Genomic DNA, 15,936 nt, shown 5'->3' on the forward strand with positions numbered 1-15,936 from the left:
GGGGATGTCTCCGGTGAGTGGGAGACTGGGCCGGTGAGCACGCCGGAGCAGCCGTACCGCAGCGGCTTCGCCTGCCTGGTGGGCCGCCCCAACGCCGGCAAGACGACGCTGACCAACGCCCTCGTCGGCGAGAAGGTCGGCATCGTCAGCAACCGGCCGCAGACCACGCGGCACGCCATCCGCGGCGTCGTGCACCGCCCGAGCGGCCAGCTGGTCCTCGTCGACACCCCCGGCCTGCACAAGCCGAAGAGCCTGCTCGGCCGGCGCCTCAACGACGTCGTCCGCGACACCCTCTCCGAGGTCGACGTCGTCGTCCTGTGCATCCCGGCCGACCAGCCGGTCGGCACCGGCGACCGGTACATCGCCCGCCAGCTGCAGGGCCTGACGACGCCGGTGGTCGTGGTCGTGACCAAGACCGACGCCGCGAGCAGGACGCAGGTCGCCGAGCAGCTGGTGGCCGCCAGCCAGCTCGTCGAGGCCGCCGAGGTCGTGCCGGTGAGCGCGGTGCGGGGCGATCAGGTCGAGCTGCTGGAGGACCTGCTGGTCGGCCTGCTCCCCGAGGGCCCGCCGCTCTACCCGGAGGAGCAGACCACCGACGAGGACGTCGAGCGGCAGATCGCCGAGCTGGTCCGCGAGGCCGCCCTGGAGAAGGTCTTCCAGGAGGTGCCGCACTCCCTCGCCGTCACGATCGAGGAGATGAACCGCCGCACCGACCCCAAGCGGGACGGCGGCGAGCTGGTCGAGGTGCACGCCCTGCTGCACTGCGAGCGCCCCAGCCAGAAGCCGATGCTGCTCGGCCGGGGCGGGTCGGTCATCAAGGCGATCGGCAGCGAGGCCCGGCCCGGCATCGAGACGCTGCTCGGCGCCCGGGTGCACCTGGACCTGCACGTCACGGTGCTCGGCGAGTGGCAGGACGACCCCAAGAAGCTGAACAGGCTCGGGTACTGAGTGAGCACCACACCGAAGTCGCTGTACCGCGACGAGGGCGTCGTCCTGCGCACCCAGAAGCTGGGGGAGGCCGACCGGATCATCACGGTCCTCACCCGCCGCCACGGCAAGGTCCGCGCGGTGGCCAAGGGCGTGCGCCGCACCAAGAGCAAGTTCGGCGCGCGGCTCGAGCCGTTCAGCCACGTCGACCTGCAGCTCTACACCGGGCGGAACCTCGACATCGTCAGCCAGGCGGAGTCCCTGCGCTCCTACGGCTCGGTCATCGCCGGCGACTACCCGGCCTACACCGCCGGGACCGCGGTGCTCGAGACCGCCGACCGGCTGATGGCGGAGGAGGAGAAGGAGCCCAACCTGCGGCTGTTCCTCCTCGTCATCGGCGCGCTGCGGGCGCTGTCCGACCGCACCCACCCGGCGGGGCTGGTGCTCGACGCGTTCCTGCTGCGCGCCATGTCGGTGGCCGGGTGGGAGCCGGCGCTGGGCGACTGCGCCCGCTGCGGCGTCGAGGGCCCGCACCGGCACTTCTCCGTCCCGGCCGGCGGCTCGGTCTGCCCCGCCTGCCGTCCGACCGGCTCGGCGATGCCCAACCCGGTGACCATCGGGCACCTGGAGGCGCTGCTGTCCGGCGACTGGGACACCGCCGAGGCCAGCGAGAACCCCCAGCGGCGCGAGGGCAGCGGGCTGGTCGCCGCGCTGCTGCAGTGGCACCTCGAGCGCGGCCTGCGCTCGCTGCCCCTGGTCGACCGCTCCGACGTCGCCCCGCGCCGGGAGGCGGGCCTCGTGCACGATGCGTGAGGTGAAGGCCCCGAACCCGCACCCGTCGGGCGCGCGGCCACCGTCGATCCCCGCCGACAGGGTGCCGGGGCACGTCGCGATCGTGATGGACGGCAACGGCCGCTGGGCCAAGCAGCGGGGCCTGCCCCGGACGGCGGGCCACGAGGCGGGGGAGTCCTCGCTGTTCGACTGCGTCGAGGGCGCCATCGAGCTCGGCGTCCGGGCGATCAGCGCCTACGCCTTCTCCACCGAGAACTGGCGGCGCAGCCCCGACGAGGTCCGCTTCCTCATGGGCTTCAACCGCGACGTCATCCGCCGCCGCCGCGACGAGATGCACGAGCTCGGCGTCCGCGTCCGGTGGGCCGGGCGCCGTCCGCGGCTGTGGCGCAGCGTGGTCAAGGAGCTCGAGGTCGCCGAGGAGCTCACGAAGGACAACGACGTCCTCACGCTGACCATGTGCGTCAACTACGGCGGCCGCGCCGAGATCGCCGACGCCGCCGCCGCGATCGCCCGGGAGGCCGCGGCCGGCCGGCTCGACCCGGCCAAGGTCGACGAGCGCACCGTCGCCCGCTTCCTCGACGAGCCCGACATGCCCGACGTCGACTTGTTCGTCCGCAGCTCCGGCGAGAACCGGACCAGCAACTTCCTGCTCTGGCAGTCGGCCTACGCCGAGCTCGTCTTCCTCGACACGCTCTGGCCCGACTTCGACCGCCGGCACCTGTGGGCCGCGTGCGAGGAGTACGCCTCGCGGCAGCGCCGCTTCGGCAGCGCCTGAACGCCTCCGCGGAGGTCCCCGGACGCCGTCCGGTGGGCTCCTCTGGAGGTCCGCAGCAGCCGCGCGGGAATCCGTTGACACGGCCACCGCACCCGCCTGACAGTGGCGCCTCCCCACAGAGGACGGACCCCCACCGTGAGCGAGAGCACGATCGCGCCCCAGCACGCCCGGCCCGCGGCGCAGCCCGGTGACCTCACCGAGCAGCTGATCGCCAGCGACTTCTGGACCGACCAGATGCTGGCCGAGGCGGGCATCCCGATCATCGACGTCCCGTTTGTCACCTTCGGCGGCGGCATCGGGTCGTTCGTGACCGTCGACTACCTGCGCATCTGCGGCGTCCCGACGAGCGCCATGCGGGTGCTCACCCCGCTGAAGACGCCCTGGGAGAGCTACGAGTACCTGACGACGGTCTCGCAGATCCCCCGCACCGAGCGGCTGCGGTCGGACTCCTCGTCCTGCCCCGACAACATCTGGGGCTTCCCGAGCTACGCCATCCGCGAGGCCCTGCAGGGCAACCTCAAGCAGGCCTGGAACGTGCTGGTCGAGCCCATCTTCGCGAACTACTACACGCCCAAGGCGGGTCACGCGTTCACGTCGATGGAGAAGGAGATGCACCGCATCCGGTACCCCGAGATGGTCGTCCACGGCCAGGTCCGGATGGTCCGCCGTCGGGTCGGCGGCGGGTACTTCACGATCCTCACCCCGCCCGAGGGCGCGACGCCGACCAAGCGGATCGCCTACCGCAGCCAGTTCGTGCACGTGGCCGTCGGCTACCCCGGCCTGAAGTTCCTGCCCGACCTGCAGCGCTACCGCAACGAGCACAACGACTACAGCCGCGTGGTCAACGCCTACGAGCGGCACGAGCACGTCTACGAGCGGCTGCACCAGCGCCCGGGCACCGTGCTCATCCGCGGCGGCGGCATCGTGGCCTCGCGCGTGCTGCAGCGGCTCATCGACGACCGCGACCAGCGCGGCCTGCAGACCCAGATCGTGCACCTGTTCCGCACCTACGTGGACAAGCCGCACGGCACCGGGATCCTCAAGCGCCGCAAGGGCGCCGACGGCTGGGCCTACCAGGGCTTCAACTACCCGAAGTCGGTGTGGGGCGGGCAGCTCAAGCAGCAGGTCCGCCACAGCGAGGGTGCCGAGCGCAAGCGGCTCTACGAGGAGATGGGCGGCACCAACACCCCCATCCGCCGCGACTGGCAGGAGCAGCTCAAGCGCGGCCGCGCCCAGGGCTGGTACCGGGTGGTGATCGGCTCGATCGAGGACATGCGGCCGGCCGGCGACCTGGTCCAGGTCACCGTCTCCACGCCCGACCAGGGCCCCCAGGTCGGCACCTTCGACGCCGTCATCGACTGCACCGGGCTCGAGGCCGACATCCGCGAGCACCGCGTGCTGGCCGACCTCCTCGACCACACCGGCGCCGGGCGCAACCCGGTCGGCCGGCTGGACGTCCAGCGCACCTTCGAGGTCACCGGCACGCAGAACGGCGGCAAGATCTACGCCTCCGGCAGCGCGACGCTCGGCGGTCCCTTCCCCGGCGTCGACACGTTCTTCGGCCTGCAGATCGCCGCGCAGGAGATCGCCGACGACCTCATCGCGCAGGGCTTCGCCAAGAAGCTCGGGCCGGGACGGTCGACCAGCCAGTGGTGGAAGTGGGTCCGGAACAAGCAGATCTGACCGACCGGGCGACCCCGACGACGACCCCGACGACCGAGAGAGACATCCCGTGCTGCCCACCCTCAACGGCCGCATCCAGACCAGGGTCTTCCTGCTGGCCGTGGTCGGATCGATCTGGACCCTGATCATCACCCCCGTCCTGCCCACCGGGGCGTCCCTGGGCGCGTCGTACCGGGCGACCTTCTCCGTGCTGCTGGTCATCACCGTGCTGGGGGTGCTGTGGGAGTTCGTCTACCACGGCATCCAGCAGTTCCGGTGGGAGAAGGACTGGCCCACGCTGTTCGGCCTGCTCACCGGCATCCCGGAGGGGCTGCTGGTGTGGTTCCTCTTCGCCGGCGGCGCGATCCCGTGGGTCGACTCGCTGCCCGGCCCGGCCTTCGCCATCCACTTCGCCAGCACCTGGCTGATCGTGTGGCTGGTCGCCAACGGCCCGATGCGCGTGCCGTTCATCCACTGGCGGATCAACGGCGGGAGGCTCATCTGATGTCGGTCGCCACACCGCCGGTGCCCCTGACCGGAGCCACCGGCGGGCCGGCCACGGTGCCGCCGTTCGACCAGGTCGCCGTCCGGGTCGCCCCGGGCCAGGACCTCGTCGTCCGGCTGCCCGGGGTGCTCCTCGTCGTCGGCGTGACCACCCGGCCACCCGGCCCGAGCACGCCGCCGGCCAGGCCGGCGCTCGTCGGCTGGGGGCCGGCGCCGGTCCCCGTCGTCCCGGTCGCGACGCCGGCCGGGGACGCGCACGTCGGCGAGCTGGTCACGCTGTGCCGGCGGGTGTCGGCCGCCGGCAGCCGGGCACCGGGACGGCGGCTGCACGAGGAGCTGCGCAGCTGGCTGGGCACGCTCACCGACCCGCCGTCGTTCGCGGTCGCCGCGGCGACCGAGGACGGGCTGGCACTGGTCCTCGCCGGCGGCGGCAGCGCCGAGGTGCCCGACCTGGGCCTGCGGCTGACGCCCGCGGAGGGGGAGGAGCTCGACAACGGGACGCTGGTCCTCGACCGGTTCGTCACCTGGCCGCCGGCCGCGCTGCACCTGTCGGCCGGCTCGACCGCCCGGACCGCGCCGCACCCGCTGGCCGACCTGGAGGGCGGTGCCGTCCCCGGGGCGGCCGCCGTGCTCTCCCCGGCCCCGGCGCCGTCGGTGAGCGGTGCGGTGCCGACGGGGACGACGCAGCTGCGGCTGCCCGCCCCGCACGCGCTGACGCCGCCGCCCCCGCCGCCCCCGCCACCGCCGCGGCCCGCGCGGCCGGCCGCGGGGACGGCGGTGACCGCGGGCCCGGCGCCGGCCGAGCCCGCGCACCCCGGTCCCGGGGACCACGCTCACGGGGACCACGGTCCCGGGGACCACGCCGGGCACGGCCACGACGACCACGACGGTCACCAGCACCCGGTCGCGGCCGAACCGGTTCCTCCCCCGCCGGCCGAGCTGCCGCCGCCGGAGAAGTCGACGCTGCTGTTCGGCGAGGTCGTCGAGCCGATGCCGCCCCGGGAGCCACTGCCGACCGTGGGCGGCGAGGAGTCGGCGGCGGCCCCGGCCGCGGAACCCGGGGACGACCGCGCCTCGGTCAAGGGCATCCTCTGCAAGAACGGGCACCTCAACGACCCGCGAGCCGGCTTCTGCGCACTGTGCGGCATCCGCACCACGCAGCAGACCGCGGTGCTCGTGGAGGGACCGCGCCCACCGCTGGGGCTGCTGGTCTTCGACGACGGCGCCACGGTCAGCCTCGACATGGACTACCTGCTGGGCCGCGAGCCGGAGACCGACGAACGGGTCGCCTCCGGTCAGCTCCGGCCGCTGCTGGTGCTCGACCAGACCGGTGGCGTCAGCCGGCACCACGCCGAGATCCGCCTCGAGGGGTGGGACGTGCTGCTGGTCGACACCGGCTCGGCCAACGGGACACTGGTCGCTCCGCGCGGGGCGCCCGGCTGGTCCTCGCTGGTGCCCGACCAGCCGGTCCGGCTGACCCCGGGCACCGCCGTCCGCATGGGCGGGCGGCAGTTCGCCTTCGAGTCGCCGCACGGCGGTTTCTGAGGCCCCACCGCACCACCCGGCGCCCGCCTCCCCGATCCGGGAGGCGGGCGCCGCCGGTGTGTCCGGGCCCGGCCCGGCGGGGGAGCAGTCCTCCCGGACGGCGGGCCCGGACGGCCGGCCCTCGACGACGGAGCGCCGCACGCTGGAGCCCGCGGTCCCACGGACGGGGACGCGGGCTCCGGCGCCGGGGAGGGGAGGTCAGACCGCCCCGTGGAGGGGAGGTCAGACCGCCCCGGGGCGTGCCGCGGTGAGACCGGCCAGCGTCTCGTCCATGTCGCGGTCGCTGTCGGCCGTGCCGGCGTGCACCAGCAGGATCGGCGTCAGGTCGTCCGCGGCGGGGACGGCGCCGGCGCCGGCGGGGGCCACCAGCAGGGCCGGCAACGTCTCGGTCTCCGCGGCCACCTGGACGCCGGCCTTGCGCAGGGAGTCGGCGACCGTGCCCAGGCGGCGCCCGGCCCGCCGTCCCTCGCCGGCGCGCAACTGCAGCGGCACGGCGCGGCCGAGGGCGGCGTGGGCGGCCAGTCGCAGCGCGGCGCGGCCGTCGGCGTCGCCGTCCTGCACCACCGCGACCGGGCCGGCCGGGCGCAGACCGACCTCGCCCAGCTCGCCCGAGACGACCACCACCGAGCCCTGCAGCGACGACGGCCACGGGGTGCCCGGGCCGTCGTCCGCGGCGGCGTGCGCGCCTTCGGCGATGCCCCAGCCGCTGCGCACGAGCACCACGTCGGCCTGGCTGCTGCCGGCGAGGTCGGTGACCTCGGCCCAGGGGTCCTCGCTGAACCGGGAGGCCACCGACGCCTTGAGGCCGCGGGCCTCCACCTGCCGGGCCAGGGTGCGCAGCTGCCCGGCCGCGGTCGCCATGAGCTCCAGGTCGGCGCCGAGACCGCTGGCCACCTCGGGCTTCGGCCGCGACCGGCGCACCACCCGCGTGAGCAGGACCTGTGCCGGCTCCTCACGGCCGACGAGGTCGCAGGCCAGGTCGACCAGGCCGGCGTCCCGCTCGGGGTCGTCGACGACGACCACGACGGTGTACGCGTCGGTCAGACCCATCGCGGCCCGCTCGGCGGCGGCGATGTCCCGCTGCAGGATGCGCGTCGGGTAGACGAGGTGCAGCAGGGGTGAGGTCATGACCGTGGTGACCACCGCCATGATCACCATGAGCGTGAACACCGTGTCGTCCAGCACGCCGTTCTCGCGGCCGAGGTTGAGGATCACCAGCTCGGTCAGCCCGCGTGTGTTCATCAGGGTCGCGAGTGCGGTGGCCTGTCGCCGGGGCACCCGCTGCGCCCGTGCGGCGGCGAACGCGCCGATGAACTTGCCCGAGATCGCGACCAGCAGGATCAGTCCCAGCTCGCCCAGGCCGGTCAGGTCGATCGCGCCGATGTCGACGTTGAGGCCCGTGACCACGAAGAAGACCGGCAGCAGCAGCAGGACGCTGACCTGTTCGAGCCGGTCGATGATCTCGTGGTTGAGCGCGCCGGCGCCCTGCCGCGGCATGACGACCCCGAAGACGAACGCCCCGAAGATGAAGTGGATGCCGATCTGCTCGGTCACCCACGAGCTGCCGAGGATGCCGATGAGGACCAGCGCGAGCATCTCCGGGGTCAGCTGGCCGAAGCGCTCGTAGCGGGCGACGAGCAGCTTCAACAGCGGCCGTACGACCAGGAACATCACCAGGGCGAAGACCACCGACCACAGGAGGATCTGGAAGACGCCGCCGACCGAGCCGGCCGTCACCACGGCGACGACGACGGCGAGCAGCGCCCAGGCGAGGACGTCGTCGACCGCCGCGCACGCCAGCGCCAGGACACCTGTCGGGATCCGGTGCATCTGCCGCTCGGCGAGGATGCGCGCCAGCACCGGGAACGCGGTGATCGACATCGCCACGCCCATGAACAGCGCGAAGCCGGCGAAGGAGATCGGCTTCGTGGTGCCGTCCTCGTTGGTGAAGACGTCGTGCGCCGTGTGCAGGTAGGTGGCCAGGAGCACCCCGAGCGCGAAGGGCAGCACGATCGAGGCGACCGACACCGAGACGGCGATCCGCTCCCGGCCGCGGATGAACGACAGGTCCACCTCGAGCCCGACCAGGAACATGAACAGCACCAGGCCGAGCTGGGCGAGCACGTTGAGGAACGGGCGGACGTCTGGGGGGAACAGCGCCGTGTCGAGGTCGCCGGGCAGGGCGCCCAGCAGCGTGGGACCGAGCAGGATCCCGGCGATGATCTCGCCCATGACGGCGGGCTGGCCGACCTTCACGGCCAGTCTGCCCATGAGGCGGGCGATGACCATGATGACCGCCAGGTCGAGGAACACGTAGGCGGTGATCTCGGGGATCGAGTGGGGTTCCACGACGGCTCCGGGAGGCGCGGCCGGGTCCGTGCTGCGGAGCCCGGGTGGGGATGGAGGGCGCGAGGCCGGGCGCGGATGCTAGCGGCGCCGGACGCCACGCAGGGCCCTTCCGAGCGCGGGACGACGGCAGGCGCGAACGGGTTCCCGGAGGGCCGCCGTCCCGGCACACTGACGCGCTGCCGCACCGCGGCGTCCCGGCCGGTCCGGGGTGGGAACAGCTCAGGAGGACGTGGATGGATGCCGTCGGCCTGGTGGGCGCGGCGCCCGCCAACATCGCGGACTACCAGGTGGTCCGGGTGCTGGGTGAGGGCAACAACGGCCGCTTCTACCTGGCCCGCCCCCCGGCTCGCCTCGGCCTGCCCGACGAGTACGTCGCGGTCAAGGTCTTCACCGGCAGCCACAGCGAGCAGGCCTACGAGCGGGGGGTGCGGGAGCTGCGCGCCTTCGCCCAGGTGGCCTCGCCCTACCTGGTGCGGGTCTACGACGCCGTGCTGCAGGACAGCTTCCTGTACGCCATGGAGTACTGCCCGCTCGGCTCGCTGGCCGCCCCGGCCCGGCCGCTGAGCCGCGGCGAGGTGCTGCGCGCGGTCGCCCACGCCGCCCACGCCGCGCACGCGCTGCACGAGGCCGGTCTCACCCACGGGGACGTCAAGCCGGCCAACATCCTGCTCACCGAGGAGGGCGGCAAGCTCTCCGACCTCGGCCTGGCCCGCTACCTCGCCCCGGGCGTCACGCTGACCGGGATGGCCAGCGCCGCCTCGGTCGAGTACCTCGACCCGGCGCTGCTGCGCGGTGAGCGGCCCTCGCGGGCCACCGAGGTCTTCGCGCTCGGTGCCACCCTCAACCGGGCGCTCACCGGCACCGGGCTCTACGGCGAGCTGCCCGACGGCGAGCCGCTGCTGGCCATCCGCCGGGTCATGAGCGCCGAGCCGGCGATCAGCCCGGGGCTCACCGACGAGGAGGCGGCGCTGGTCTCCGCGTGCCTGGCCCCGGTCGGGCAGCGGCCGACCACGGCCGAGCAGGTGGCCACCCGGCTCGACCGGATGGCCGCCGCGGCCCTGGGCGCCGCCCGGGTCTGACCGGCGCACGGACGACGACGGGCCCCGCTCCTCCCGGCCGGGAGGAGCGGGGCCCGTCGCGTGTGCTCAGCGGGGCGCGAAGTCGCTCCGGCTGCGCTCCTCCCACCACGCCAGCAGGTCGACCAGGCCCTGCTGCCCGGCGTCGGGGATGGCGACGACGGCCTCGGCGGCGTACTCGTCCTGGGTCCACACCAGGTAGGCGTCGTCGTCCTCGTCGACGTAGCAGGCGATGCGCCCGGCCCGCTGCTGGCCGATCGTGTAGTAGCCGTAGCCCTGCGCGTCGGGACAGGGGACCGCGGCGGGCAGCGCCGGGACGCCGATGCGCGCCATGTCGGCGAGGAAGACCGCGTCGACCGAGGCCGCGTCCTCGTACAGGTAGAAGCTCGCGCCCTGCGGGCCCGGCTGGAGACCCGAGCCGCCGCACGAGACGGCGGCCAGGTCGCCGTCGCCGGCCGGGGTCTCCGTGCTGCACGTGGCCGGGTCGAAGTCGCCGGGGAGGATCGACAGCAGCTGCTGCTCGGCGGCCGGGTCGTCCTGGGCGCCGCCGGTCGCGCCGCCGCCCGGCGTGCCGGTGCCGCCGGAGGTGTCGGTGCCGGTGCCCGTGCCGCCGGAGGTCCCGGTGTCGGTGCCGGTGTCGGTGTCGGTGCCGCCGGAGGCCCCGCCCTGGCTCGTGCCGCCGCCCGCGGTGGTGTCGACCGGGTCGTCGCCCCCGGTGGTCAGCGCGACCACCGCGACCACGACGAGCACCAGCAGCGCCGCGATGCCGGCCAGGACCAGCGGCAGGCGGTTGGGCCGGCGCTGCCCCGACGGCGAGGCGCCGCCGGGCGGCGGGTAGCCGGTGCCCGGGACCGGGCCGGGTCCGGAGGGCGGGCCGTAGAAGGCGCCGGGGTGCGACGGCGGTCGGTAGCCGCCCGGTGGGCCCGGGTCGGACGGCGGCCCGTAGCCGCCGGGCAGGCCGGGGTGCGACGGCGGCCCGTACCCGGTCGCCGGACCGGCCGGGGCGCCGGCCGGGGCGAAGCCGACGGTCTGCGGACGGAACAGCAGCGGGGTGACCGACGTCGGGGGTGCGGCCTCCGTGCGCGGTGCCACACCGCCGGAGGCCAGCGCCGCCCGCGCGGCCCCGGCCAGCTCGCCGCACGTCGGGTACCGCTCGTCGGGCTCCTTGGCCAGGCCCTTGAGGACGACGTCGTCGAGTGCCCGCGGTAGGCCCGGCCGCAGCACCGAGGGCGGCTGCGGCGTGGTGTTGAGGTGGGCGTACATGAGCGTGGCCAGCCCGTCGCCGGTGAACGGCCGGCGGGCGGTGAGGCACTCGAAGAGCACGCAGGCCAGCGCGTAGACGTCGACCCGCCGGTCGATCGGCTTCTCGAGGAAGCGCTCGGGCGCCATGTAGTCGAACGACCCGAGCGCGGCGCCGGTCTGCGTGAGCGAGGGGCCCTGCGCGTCCGTCGTCGACCGGGCGATGCCGAAGTCGACCAGGTAGACGAACTCGTCCTCGCCGGAGCCGGTGAGCAGCACGTTGGACGGCTTGACGTCGCGGTGCACGAGGCCGTCGGCGTGCGCGGCGTCCAGCGCCCGCGCGGTCTGGCTGACGATCGACACCGCACGGCGGGGGTCCATGGGCCCCTCCTCGGCGAGCACCGCCGCGACGTCGCGCCCGGGCACGAGCCGCATGTCGAGGAAGAGCCGGCCGTCGATCTCGCCGTAGCGGTGGATCGGGACGATGTGCGGCTCGTTGAGCCGGGCGGCCAGGTGGGCCTCCCGCCGGAAGCGCTCCCGGTAGCTCGTGTCCGCCGCGAGGTGCTCGGAGAGGACCTTGAGGGCGACCGTCCGGTCGTGCTCGGTGTCGAAGGCGCGGTAGACCTCGCCCATGCCGCCGCGGCCGAGCAGCGCCTCGATGCGATAGGCGCCGAACTGTTGCAGGTCCACCGGTGTTCCTCCGTGTGCCGCGGCCCCGGGCGCTCGTCGGGGCCGGCGCCGGGTGCGGGTCGTCGGCGGAGTCTAGGGACGGCGACCGACCCCGGCCAGCGCCTCAGGCGCGGCGCGTGCACCTGCCCGCCGGGCAGCCGGCGACGGCGGCGCGCAGAGTGGACGGCTGTGCGGAGACGACGACCCGACGGCCCCCCGCCCCGGCGCGGCCCGGCGCACCCCGGCGAGGTGCGGTGTTCGCGGTGACCCGGCTGCGCGTGTCCCCGGACGACGCCGCGGAGCTGCGAACCGCCGTCGACGGGCTGCTGGCCGTCCTCGCCACCCGGCCCGGCTGGCGCGGCGGCGAGGTGGGGCAGGCCGCCGACGACCCGTCCCTGTGGGCGCTGGTCACCCGCTGGGACGGGGTCGGTGCCTATCGCCGCGCGCTGTCGGCCGCCGAGGTGAAGATCGCCGGGGCGCCGGTGTGGGTGCACGCGCTCGACGAGCCCGGGGCCTACCTCCCGGGATGAGGCCCTGCGCCCGGGGTGAGGCCCTGCGCGGTCTCGGGGCTGGGGGCGGGCCCGACGGGTGCGTAGCCTGCGTCGGACAGGGATCCGGCAGCCGGGAGGACGGGCGCGATGAGCCAGCCGCCGCAGGACGACGGGACGCCGGTCGACCGCACCCGCGAGCTGCACCTGCCCCCGGTGCCCGGCCGGCCGGTGCCGCCGTCCCCGTCGCAGCTGCCGCCCGACCAGCCGACCGACCGGATGCCCGGGCCGCCCGACCAGCGCACGCCGACCCTGCGGGTGGACGCGGTCGGCGGCCAGCCCGGAGTCCCCGGCGGCCGGCCCGGCGGGGCGGGCACCGGCTCGTTCCCCGGCCAGCCCGGCCCGTACGGCCCCGGCTCCGGACAGCCCGGCCCGTACGGCCCCGGCGGGCAGCCTGGCTGGGGCGGGCCCGGCCCTGGCTACGGCCCGCCGGGGACCGGCTACGGCGGCCCCGCGTACGGGCAGCCCGGCTCCGGACCGCCCGGCTCCGGACCGCCCGGCTTCGGCCCCCCGGGGCAGCCGCCCTACGGCGCGCCCGGGTACGGCGCCCCGCCGCCGCGGAAGAAGCGCCGCGGCCTGCTGGTCGGGCTCCTCGTCGCCCTGGTCCTCCTGCTGGTCGGCGGCGGCGTGCTGGCCGCCGTGCTGCTCGGTCGCGACGACTCCGGCGCCGACGTCGCCGCGCCGTCGTCGGCGACCGCGACCGCGACCGCCCCGCCGTCCTCGTCCGGCTCGGCGAGTTCGTCGTCCACCTCCTCCTCGCCCGGGTCGTCCGGCGGGGGCTTCGGCGGCGGCGCGGCCACGCCGAGCGGCGGCGACAGCGGCGGGCCGCTGAACGTGCCCGACAGCCCGGAGGTCGCCGCCGGCTGGGTGCAGTCGCTGGTCGACGGCGAGGCCGACGCCGCCTACGCCGACCTGTGCACCGGCGGGCAGGCCCAGATCCCGGACCCCGCCGCGCTGCAGGCGGACTTCGAGACCTTCCTCGGCGGGCGCATCGCCGAGGGCCGGGCCATCGACGCGGCTCCCGTCGGGGACGTCGACGAGGTCGTCTTCGCGGTGACGCTCGAGAACGGCGCGGCGCGCGAGTTCGTCGTCACGGTGGTCGCCGAGGGGGGCCGGCCCGCCGTCTGCGGCTACACCTCGGCCTGAGCGGACCGGCCCGAGCGGACCGGTCGGGGGGCGCCGGCAGGCCGACTACCGTGGGCAGGTCAACTCGCCGACCGCCAGCCGGATGGAGCCCCCAGCCCGTGAGCGCCCGCACCACCACCACGTCGACAGCGCCGCACGACCCCGCCCGCCTGGACAAGGTGGTCAACCTCTGCAAGCGCCGGGGGTTCGTCTTCCCCTCCGGTGAGATCTACGGCGGCACCCGCTCCGCCTGGGACTACGGGCCCCTGGGCGTCGAGCTGAAGGAGAACATCAAGAAGCAGTGGTGGCGCACCGTCGTCCAGCGCCGCGACGACGTCGTCGGCCTGGACTCCTCGGTGATCCTGCCGCGCCAGACCTGGGTCGCCTCCGGTCACGTCGGCGTCTTCACCGACCCGCTGACCGAGTGCCAGAACTGCCACAAGCGCTTCCGGGCCGACCACCTCGAGGAGGAGTTCGAGGCGAGGAAGGGCCGGCTCCCGGAGAACGGCCTGGCCGACGTCACCTGCCCGAACTGCGGCGTCGCGGGCCGGTGGACCGAGCCGCGCGACTTCAACATGATGCTCAAGACCTACCTCGGCCCGGTCGAGGACGAGTCGGGGCTGCACTACCTGCGCCCGGAGACCGCGCAGGGCATCTTCGTCAACTTCGCCAACGTCATGGGTGCGGCGCGCAAGAAGCCGCCGTTCGGCATCGGCCAGATCGGCAAGTCGTTCCGCAACGAGATCACGCCGGGCAACTTCATCTTCCGCACCCGCGAGTTCGAGCAGATGGAGATGGAGTTCTTCGTCGAGCCGGGCAGCGACGAGGAGTGGCACCAGTACTGGATCGACGAGCGGACCCGCTGGTACACCGACCTGGGCATCTCGCCGGACAACCTGCGGCACTACGAGCACCCGGAGGAGAAGCTGAGCCACTACTCGAAGCGCACCGTCGACATCGAGTACCGCTTCGGCTTCTCCGGCTCCGAGTGGGGCGAGCTCGAGGGCATCGCCAACCGCACCGACTTCGACCTGTCCACGCACACCCAGCACTCCGGCGTCGACCTGACCTACTTCGACCAGGCCGCCAACACCCGCTGGACCCCCTACGTCATCGAGCCGGCGGCCGGCCTGACCCGCTCGCTCATGGCGTTCCTCGTCGAGGCCTACACCGAGGACGAGGCGCCCAACGCCAAGGGCGGCGTGGACACCCGCACGGTGCTGCGGCTGGACCCGCGGCTGGCGCCGGTCAAGGCCGCCGTCCTGCCGCTGTCGCGCAACGCCGACCTCTCGCCGAAGGCGCGCGACCTCGCCGCCCAGCTGCGGCGCAACTGGAACGTCGACTTCGACGACGCCGGTGCGATCGGCCGCCGCTACCGCCGCCAGGACGAGATCGGCACGCCGTTCTGTCTCACCGTCGACTTCGACACCCTCGAGGACCAGGCGGTCACCGTGCGGGAGCGCGACTCGATGAGCCAGGAGCGGATCGCCCTCGACGAGGTGGAGACCTACCTGGCCGCGCGCCTGCCCGGCTGCTGACCGGGCAGTTCCGCGGAGGTGCCCCGTGCACCTCCGCGGAACCGCACCGCGGCGTGCACCGCGGGGCCGGGGTGCTGCAGCAGGTCCAGGGCGGCGGCCAGCACGGTCGCGACCGGGATCCCGGCGACCAGTGACCGGTCGTGCCCGCAGCGCCCCCAGCGCTGGTCGGCGCCGCAGGCGGGGCAGTCGGTGGCGGCCGAGACGGCGACGCGGTGCCGCCGGCGGGTCAGCGGCCCGGCGTTGAGCAGGTTGCGCTCCAGGAAGACGCCGACCGTCGCCGTCCCGACCGCCTCGGCGAGGTGCCGCGGCCCGGAGTCGTTGGCGACCACCAGCCGGCAGCGGGCGAGGACGCCGGCCAGCGCGCCCAGCGGCAGCCGGCCGACGAGGTCGAGCAGGGGAGCCGCCGCCGCCGCGCGGATGGCGTCGGCCGTGCGCCGGTCGGCGTCGCCCGCGCCGACGAGCACCACCCGAGTCCCCTCGCCGGCCAGGGCATCGGCGAGCGCGGCGAAGTGCTCGGCCGGCCACCGGCGCCGCGGGTCCTGGGCGCCGGGGTGCAGCGCCACCAGCGGCTCGGGCCCGGGCGGCAGGACGCCGTCGGCCGCCGCGGCATCCTCCGGGGTGACCGCCAGGCGCGGCTCGAGCGTCGTCGGCACCGCGCCGACCAGGCCGGCGACCTCCAGGCAGCGCAGCACCTCGTGCTGGTCGGAGCAGTAGGGGAGCCAGCGGTCCAGCGGCGGGGCGCCGACGTCGCGGGCGCCGGCGGTCACCCGGGCCCCGAGGGCGGCGACGAACGGGTTGGAGTTGCCGCCCCCGCCGTGCAGCTGCAGCGCCAGGTCGTAGCCCTCGTCGCGCTGGCCGGAGAGGAACTCGTGCACCTCGGCGCCGTCGCGGGAGGCTCCCGGGGCGTCCCGTACGCCGGGCCACGGCGGGACGACGACCACCCGGTCCCACGGGCCCGGGCGCCCGGCGAGCAGCTCCGGGTGCCAAGGCGCGCCCAGGTAGGTGATCTCGGCGTCGGGGTAGGCCGCCCGGAGCGCGGCCAGCGCCGGCAGCGTCAGCACCAGGTCCCCGAGCCAGTTGGCCCGCAGGACGGCGATCCGCTCGACGCCGGGGACGAGCGCGCCCGCGGGCGACAGCGGAGCGGACCTCGGCACGCGTGCTCCTGGGCTCGGGGGCGGGAGCACCCC

Annotated in this window: 13 protein-coding genes; 10 read left to right on the forward strand and 3 right to left on the reverse strand. The window is 75.0% G+C overall.

Features of this window, described 5'->3' with window-relative positions; genetic code table 11:
- The first annotated feature begins 33 nt into the window (after positions 1 to 33).
- The 6 genes from era to JOD57_RS20155 all read left to right on the forward strand — a co-directional run bounded on the left by era (position 34) and on the right by JOD57_RS20155 (position 6,205).
- Positions 34 to 948, forward strand: coding sequence for a GTPase Era (gene era, locus JOD57_RS20130; RefSeq protein WP_204693637.1), 915 nt, complete (start codon positions 34 to 36; stop codon positions 946 to 948).
- Positions 949 to 1,740, forward strand: coding sequence for a DNA repair protein RecO (recO, locus tag JOD57_RS20135; RefSeq protein WP_204693638.1), 792 nt, complete (start codon positions 949 to 951; stop codon positions 1,738 to 1,740).
- On the forward strand, positions 1,733 to 2,494 hold the full coding sequence (locus JOD57_RS20140) for an isoprenyl transferase (RefSeq protein ID WP_204693639.1): 762 nt from the start codon (positions 1,733 to 1,735) through the stop codon (positions 2,492 to 2,494). The genes recO and JOD57_RS20140 overlap by 8 nt, the downstream gene beginning before the upstream one ends.
- A 135-nt stretch (positions 2,495 to 2,629) precedes the next feature.
- A complete protein-coding gene (locus JOD57_RS20145) occupies positions 2,630 to 4,177 on the forward strand; it encodes an FAD/NAD(P)-binding protein (protein WP_204693640.1) in 1,548 nt (515 codons plus the stop codon).
- 49 nt (positions 4,178 to 4,226) lie between these two features.
- Complete coding sequence (locus tag JOD57_RS20150; RefSeq protein WP_204693641.1) at positions 4,227 to 4,661, forward strand: hypothetical protein; 435 nt, start codon at positions 4,227 to 4,229, stop codon at positions 4,659 to 4,661.
- Entirely contained in the window at positions 4,661 to 6,205 is a 1,545-nt protein-coding gene (locus JOD57_RS20155; RefSeq protein ID WP_204693642.1) for an FHA domain-containing protein, read from the forward strand. Before JOD57_RS20150 ends, JOD57_RS20155 begins: the two co-directional genes overlap by 1 nt.
- Positions 6,206 to 6,427: 222 nt before the next feature.
- Here JOD57_RS20155 and JOD57_RS20160 read toward each other — a convergent pair whose 3' ends face one another.
- Positions 6,428 to 8,554, reverse strand: coding sequence for a cation:proton antiporter domain-containing protein (locus tag JOD57_RS20160; protein ID WP_204693643.1), 2,127 nt, complete (start codon positions 8,552 to 8,554; stop codon positions 6,428 to 6,430).
- A gap of 233 nt (positions 8,555 to 8,787) precedes the next feature.
- Here JOD57_RS20160 and JOD57_RS20165 point away from each other — a divergent pair, with 233 nt between their 5' ends.
- Positions 8,788 to 9,633, forward strand: coding sequence for a protein kinase domain-containing protein (locus JOD57_RS20165; RefSeq protein WP_204693644.1), 846 nt, complete (start codon positions 8,788 to 8,790; stop codon positions 9,631 to 9,633).
- A 66-nt stretch (positions 9,634 to 9,699) separates the two neighbouring features.
- On the opposite strand, the gene JOD57_RS20170 is transcribed toward JOD57_RS20165, so the two are convergent.
- The gene (locus tag JOD57_RS20170; protein WP_204693645.1) at positions 9,700 to 11,559 is read right to left on the reverse strand and encodes a serine/threonine-protein kinase; all 1,860 of its coding nucleotides are present in this window, start codon (positions 11,557 to 11,559) and stop codon (positions 9,700 to 9,702) included.
- A gap of 233 nt (positions 11,560 to 11,792) precedes the next feature.
- Here JOD57_RS20170 and JOD57_RS26495 point away from each other — a divergent pair, with 233 nt between their 5' ends.
- From JOD57_RS26495 to JOD57_RS20185, 3 genes are all read left to right on the forward strand, one after another.
- The gene (locus JOD57_RS26495; protein ID WP_204693646.1) at positions 11,793 to 12,068 is read left to right on the forward strand and encodes an antibiotic biosynthesis monooxygenase family protein; all 276 of its coding nucleotides are present in this window, start codon (positions 11,793 to 11,795) and stop codon (positions 12,066 to 12,068) included.
- A gap of 108 nt (positions 12,069 to 12,176) precedes the next feature.
- Positions 12,177 to 13,232, forward strand: coding sequence for a hypothetical protein (locus JOD57_RS26500; RefSeq protein WP_204693647.1), 1,056 nt, complete (start codon positions 12,177 to 12,179; stop codon positions 13,230 to 13,232).
- Positions 13,233 to 13,330: 98 nt separating this feature from the next.
- The gene (locus JOD57_RS20185) at positions 13,331 to 14,749 is read left to right on the forward strand and encodes a glycine--tRNA ligase (RefSeq protein WP_307824814.1); all 1,419 of its coding nucleotides are present in this window, start codon (positions 13,331 to 13,333) and stop codon (positions 14,747 to 14,749) included.
- Here JOD57_RS20185 and JOD57_RS20190 read toward each other — a convergent pair.
- Positions 14,719 to 15,903, reverse strand: a complete 1,185-nt coding sequence (locus tag JOD57_RS20190; protein WP_204693648.1) for a glycosyltransferase family 9 protein — start codon at positions 15,901 to 15,903, stop codon at positions 14,719 to 14,721. The genes JOD57_RS20185 and JOD57_RS20190 overlap by 31 nt on opposite strands.
- Positions 15,904 to 15,936 lie beyond the last annotated feature (33 nt).

Origin of the sequence: Geodermatophilus bullaregiensis (assembly GCF_016907675.1) — a bacterium.
In the GTDB taxonomy this organism is placed as follows: Bacteria; Actinomycetota; Actinomycetes; order Mycobacteriales; family Geodermatophilaceae; genus Geodermatophilus; species Geodermatophilus bullaregiensis.

Bases quoted from the DNA above. Each gene is read 5' to 3' on its own strand.
- JOD57_RS20140 (WP_204693639.1), top strand. From the start codon at position 1,733: ATGCGTGAGGTGAAGGCCCCGAACCCGCACCCGTCGGGCGCGCGGCCA.
- JOD57_RS20155 (WP_204693642.1), top strand. From the start codon at position 4,661: ATGTCGGTCGCCACACCGCCGGTGCCCCTGACCGGAGCCACCGGCGGG.
- JOD57_RS20165 (WP_204693644.1), top strand. From the start codon at position 8,788: ATGGATGCCGTCGGCCTGGTGGGCGCGGCGCCCGCCAACATCGCGGAC.
- JOD57_RS26500 (WP_204693647.1), top strand. From the start codon at position 12,177: ATGAGCCAGCCGCCGCAGGACGACGGGACGCCGGTCGACCGCACCCGC.